Here is a 5,024-nt window from a genome sequence, read left to right as displayed (position 1 = left end):
TATATTTACCGCTTCTACAACTGTTTTTGCACCGGTAACTACATCTCCTCCGGAAAATACACCTGACATGGTTGTATGACCGTCTTTATCAGTAATAATAAGACCGTTCTCATTAACTTTAATAGTATTTACGTTTGAAACTATTCTGGATTTCGGTCCCTGACTTACGGCAATAATAACAGAATCACTTTTAAAAAGCCTATCTGATCCCTCTAAAGGAGTGAATACAGGGTAGCCGTCTTCAGAAATCGCTTTCTTCATATCCACAATTTTTACTCCATCATCTGTGATTTCTGTGGGCCCCACATGATACATGAATTCCACTCCGTCAATTTTTGCATATTTTACCTCGTGTTCTCTAGCCTCTATAAATTCTGCGGAATCCCTGAATAAAATAGTCGCCTTTTCAACTCCTTGCCTTATGGCTGTCCTGGCTGCATCCATGGCCACATTACCTGCTCCTATAATTGCAATCTCTTTACCTAATCTGTACACATCTGGATTTTTAAGGTAATTCACAGCAAAATGCGTGTGCCCTAAAGACTCACCTTTTATACGTAATCTCTTTGGTTTCCATGTACCTGTTCCTATAAATATAGCTTCATATCCGTCTGAAAAAAGATCTTCTACAGTGATGGTAGATCCTATAGAGATATTAGGTCTTATTTTTACTCCAGCCTCGACTAACTTTTCTTCTAGCTTGTCTAAGAGTGTCCTAGGAAGCCTGAATTCAGGTATTCCGTATCTCAACACTCCGCCGATCTTGTCATGTGATTCAAAAATAGTAATATCAAAACCTTTTTGAATCAGTATAAAGGCTAATGTTATCCCTGCAGGTCCGCCTCCTATAATGGCGATACTCTGATTTTTCTTTTTTTGTTTCGAAATCTTCATCCTATCCAGATAAAATGAAGATATATAATTCTCTATATCTCCGAAATCCAGACCTTCACCCTTTATACCCAGGATGCAATTCCCTTTGCACTGAGTTTCATGGGAACAGATAAGACCACAGACAGAAGAAAGAGGGTTATTTTCAAATAATATCTCTCCGGCTTCCATAATTTTATTTTCTTTAAATAATTTTATAATCCTCGGAATTTCAGTAGAAGCAGGACATGCAGCTACACACCTGGGATTTTTACACATTAGACACCTTTCAGCTTCTTTTAATATATCAGCCATGAAAAACTCCTTTATTTCGTTATAGTCCAAATAAGTTAACCCTTATGCAAACAAATGTCAACAAAAGTTAAATAAGTAATTTCTTTATAAATTTATAAAAAAAACTTAAGTATTTAAATAGAAATTTATTGCCGATATATGAACTATAAATACTAAAAAAAGATGAGATGACTCTTTATTAAAATCAAAAGATAATTTTATTTTACACTTTGTGATATAAGTATTTTTCTAATTTTTTAAAATTTAACGCACCTTTTCATCCTTTTTGAAATTAGACTCCACTTTAGTTATTTTGTGAAGGATAATTTTTAATGCTCCAGAATACTTAAATATAGAGGATATATGCTGTTAAAAATATCCAAAGGAGGAGATCATATGAAAAAGAAATTAAGCATTTTTTTCGGCCTAGGAATATTTACAGCTCTTGCAGTTAAAAATAAAAGTCAGATATAGATGTAGAAATTGGACAAAAATATACTGAAGCCTATGCTGACTATATGCATTTTATAGAATTTTTACATAGACTTATTGAAAATTCACATCACCATCATTAGGAGTTACATTGCAATTAAATTATAAATTTTGCTCTTACTTTCCAAAATGTAAGTACTTCACTTAAGAAAAGTATCATGCTAAGATTGTATCATATAAAACATTTTAAAATGGAGGTATTAATTTTGAAAGAAGCATTTTTAAAAGCAATGAAGGAAAGATATGCCTGCAAGGAATTTGATATCAATAAAAAGATCAGCAAAGAGGACTTTGACTTTATATTAGAGGCCGGGAGACTTTCTCCTAGCTCATTTGGATTTGAGCCCTGGCAGTTTTTAGTTATAACTAATCCTGAAAAAAAAATAGAAGTAACAGAGCATTCTTGGGGTGGAAGAGACAGAGCCACAGGTGCTAGCCATTTCATGGTGGTTCTTACAAGAAAGGGTGACATGAGGCATGACTCTGAATATTTAAACAAATTTATGAAAGAGGTTCAGAAACTTCCAGAGGAAGTTATCCAGATGAAAACCAAGTTCTACAGAGATTTTCAGGAAGAAGACTTTAATTTATTGGAAAATCACAGAGCACTTTCAGACTGGGCCGCCAAGCAAAGCTATATAGCACTGGGTAACATGCTCACTGCAGCAGCTTTTATCGGGATTAATTCATGCCCTGTAGAAGGCTTCCACAAGGAAAAAACAACTGAAATATTAGCTGAAAAATTCGGAGTAGACACGGATAAATTTGATTTGGCATATATGGTTGCCTTTGGATACGAAAAGAGACCTCAGGAATTTCCTAAGACCAGAAGACCTATAGAGGATGTCGTTAAATACTTCTAAAAATATTAAACAAAATATATAAAAATAAGATTTTACTATTTGGAGAATAGCTAAGAATATATTCTTAGCTATTTTTATATGTTATAAAAAAAAGCCGAAGTATCCCTCAGCTCTAAAAATCTATTTTTTTTAATAAATCCAATTGTAAAAATCAGTTTCCCTCACTGTCAGGTTTAACCAAATCTTTTTAAAACAGCAATTATATATTTTGCTATAAAGTAAATTCCAGCTACAAAAAAAACGTAAGTTACTGGATTTTTAAAATTTCTTAGCTTTAAACTCAAAGTATCCGGAACTGGACATTTATTTATGCAAAGACCACAACTTATGCATTGAGGTGTATTGAGTGAGTGTGTCTCAGAAATTTTAAGTCCCATAGGGCAGTTTCTATCACAAGAACTGCAGTTTATACAGCTGCTCTCATTTCTGGTTACTGTGAATAATCTCGCCATACTCAAGGTACCGTACCTGGCTCCTTCAGGACACAGATATTTGCAAAAGGGTCTGTCTATAAAAACAGAAAGAGCAAGAATAAAAATCAAAAAAACAATTGAAAATGCAATCATACCTCTCCCTGAAATTAAGGATAAAAATACTTTTCTTGAATCTAAAATAGTCATTACAGCTCCGAGAGATATGAATAATGAGATATATCTGACCCACTGTAAGTATCTATGGTATTTCTCTGGAATTACAAGCCGTTTTTTTATATATTTTTTCCCAAATTTAGATAAATAATCCTGAATAGTTCCAAAAGCACAAATCCATCCGCAGTAATAGGTTCCTAAAATAAATATCAATGTAACAATCATAAGTTTACTTATCAAGGGTGAGCCTATTCTTATCGAAACCAAAGTTAATATTAAAAACAGTCCCTGTATTCCGTATCTTATTTTTATAAAATTTTCTTTCATTTATCCTCCTAAGTTTTTAATATGCTGTAAAAACATTATCTTTTTATTGTGTCATTGATGTGGTATCTGATATAAATTATATAAATAATTGACTCTTTCCATTTTACTGTTTCCATTCAAACACACTATTCATTGAATTAATAAAAAATTTACGAAATTTAACTTTCTTTTTGTATAGTATCTATCATTAAAGTGCATACTTGTTAAAAAGTTCGGATTAATGATATTATCATATCATACAAAGGATCAGGAGAAAAGAATGTTTTATTTTCATTGAAAAAAAAAATATTCTTTCAACAGGCTTCACTAAAACAATGAAAACCAGGAACTTAAACAACTATATAAAATATCAAGGAGTGGTAAAAAATGGATGCAGTTCAAATGATCAAAGAAAGAAGAAGTATCAGAACATTTAAGGATGAAAAAGTAGACAGAGACCTCATGAAAGAGATTGTCTCAATAAGCAGATATGCACCTTCATGGGGAAATTATCAGGTAGCAAGATATACATTAGTTGATGATGAAGCTACTATAAAAAGACTCGGAACTGAAGGTGTCAATGACTTTATTTACAATATAGGAACACTCAAAGACGCAAAGGGTGTTCTTGTATTAAGTTTTGTTAAGGGGAAAAGCGGAAAGATTGAAAAACTTCCAGTTGAAGACGGAGAGTTCAACTATGACGGAAATTCCAGCCACTGGGAAGTATTTGACGCCGGTATCGCTTGTCAGACTTTCTGTCTGGCAGCACATGCTAAAGGTGTAGGTACTGTAATTATGGGTGTCATCAATGACAAGGTGATCGGTGAGATCGTAGGTCTGCCTGCAGAAGAAACAGTTGCTGCTCTTATTGTTTACGGTTACCCTGACGGACCACACCCTGCTGCCACTCCTAGAAAAGATATAGAGGATATAATGCGTTTTGTATAAGTTGAAAAATTAAACTTTTATTTTTTAACCAGTAACATAAATTCAAAAGGAGTTGTTGTCATGATATTAGTTATTGCAAAGGCCACTGTGAAAAAAGATAAGTTAGATGAATTCAAAGATGTAGCTGCCGGACTTATAAAAAATACCCGATCAGAAGATGGATGTATCGAGTATGTCCTCTATGAAAATAAAGAGAATCCATATATCCTGACATTTGTGGAAAAATGGCGTGATCAGGAAGCTGTTGATAAACATGGAAGTACAGATTTTTTCAAGGAAAATATTGAGAAGATAATAAGTTACTCTGAAAATTTAGAAATTTCTTTAAACAATGAGGTATAATCAAAAAAAGGCTTGGGAAAATTTCCTGAGCCTTTTATGTTTCAAAAGATCTATTTCAAGCCAATCAAATCATATTCATTTTTTGTGTAGTCATACTTTTATTTTTAATTTAGATTCTGTTCTTTTTTTTATATACTTTGGTCTGGTAAAAAATTCAAAACTTGGAGAAAAGAGGTAATCTGAGTTTTTTAAGAATATATTTTTGTATGTAAATGATATTAATATCATTACCAGGAGGAAAACATGATTGAGGTTTTATTATCAAACGGAGAAATCAAAAAATTTTCAAGCATAGATGATCTTGATATAGACAGATCTA

5 protein-coding genes are annotated in these 5,024 nt (G+C 32.6%); 3 read left to right on the top strand and 2 right to left on the bottom strand.

Annotated elements, in window-relative coordinates:
- Positions 1-1,215 (bottom strand): NAD(P)-dependent oxidoreductase (locus ABZA26_RS07390; protein ID WP_372713879.1); only part of this gene is annotated, 1,215 nt, incomplete at its 3' end.
- A gap of 647 nt (positions 1,216-1,862) precedes the next feature.
- Here ABZA26_RS07390 and ABZA26_RS07385 point away from each other — a divergent pair.
- Positions 1,863-2,519, top strand: coding sequence for an NAD(P)H-dependent oxidoreductase (locus ABZA26_RS07385; protein WP_372713878.1), 657 nt, complete (start codon positions 1,863-1,865; stop codon positions 2,517-2,519).
- Between the two features lie 173 nt (positions 2,520-2,692).
- Here the strand turns inward: ABZA26_RS07385 and ABZA26_RS07380 are convergent, their stop codons facing one another.
- Positions 2,693-3,433: a 4Fe-4S binding protein gene (locus ABZA26_RS07380; RefSeq protein WP_372713877.1), complete on the bottom strand. Its 741-nt coding sequence runs from the start codon at positions 3,431-3,433 to the stop codon at positions 2,693-2,695.
- A gap of 366 nt (positions 3,434-3,799) precedes the next feature.
- On the opposite strand from ABZA26_RS07380, the gene ABZA26_RS07375 reads away from it, so the two are divergent.
- Together ABZA26_RS07375 and ABZA26_RS07370 are read left to right on the top strand one after the other, a co-directional pair.
- Positions 3,800-4,363 carry a nitroreductase family protein gene (locus ABZA26_RS07375; RefSeq protein ID WP_372713876.1) on the top strand — a complete coding sequence of 188 codons (564 nt, stop codon included), beginning with the start codon at positions 3,800-3,802 and terminating at the stop codon, positions 4,361-4,363.
- Between the two features lie 60 nt (positions 4,364-4,423).
- Positions 4,424-4,705: a putative quinol monooxygenase gene (locus tag ABZA26_RS07370; RefSeq protein WP_372713875.1), complete on the top strand. Its 282-nt coding sequence runs from the start codon at positions 4,424-4,426 to the stop codon at positions 4,703-4,705.
- The last annotated feature ends 319 nt before the right edge of the window (positions 4,706-5,024 follow it).

It is taken from the genome of Ilyobacter sp. (genome assembly GCF_041583315.1).
In the GTDB taxonomy this organism is placed as follows: Bacteria; Fusobacteriota; Fusobacteriia; order Fusobacteriales; family Fusobacteriaceae; genus Ilyobacter.
The sequence above is the reverse complement of the archived record's forward strand: the minus strand, read 5'-3'. Positions and strand labels throughout refer to the sequence as shown.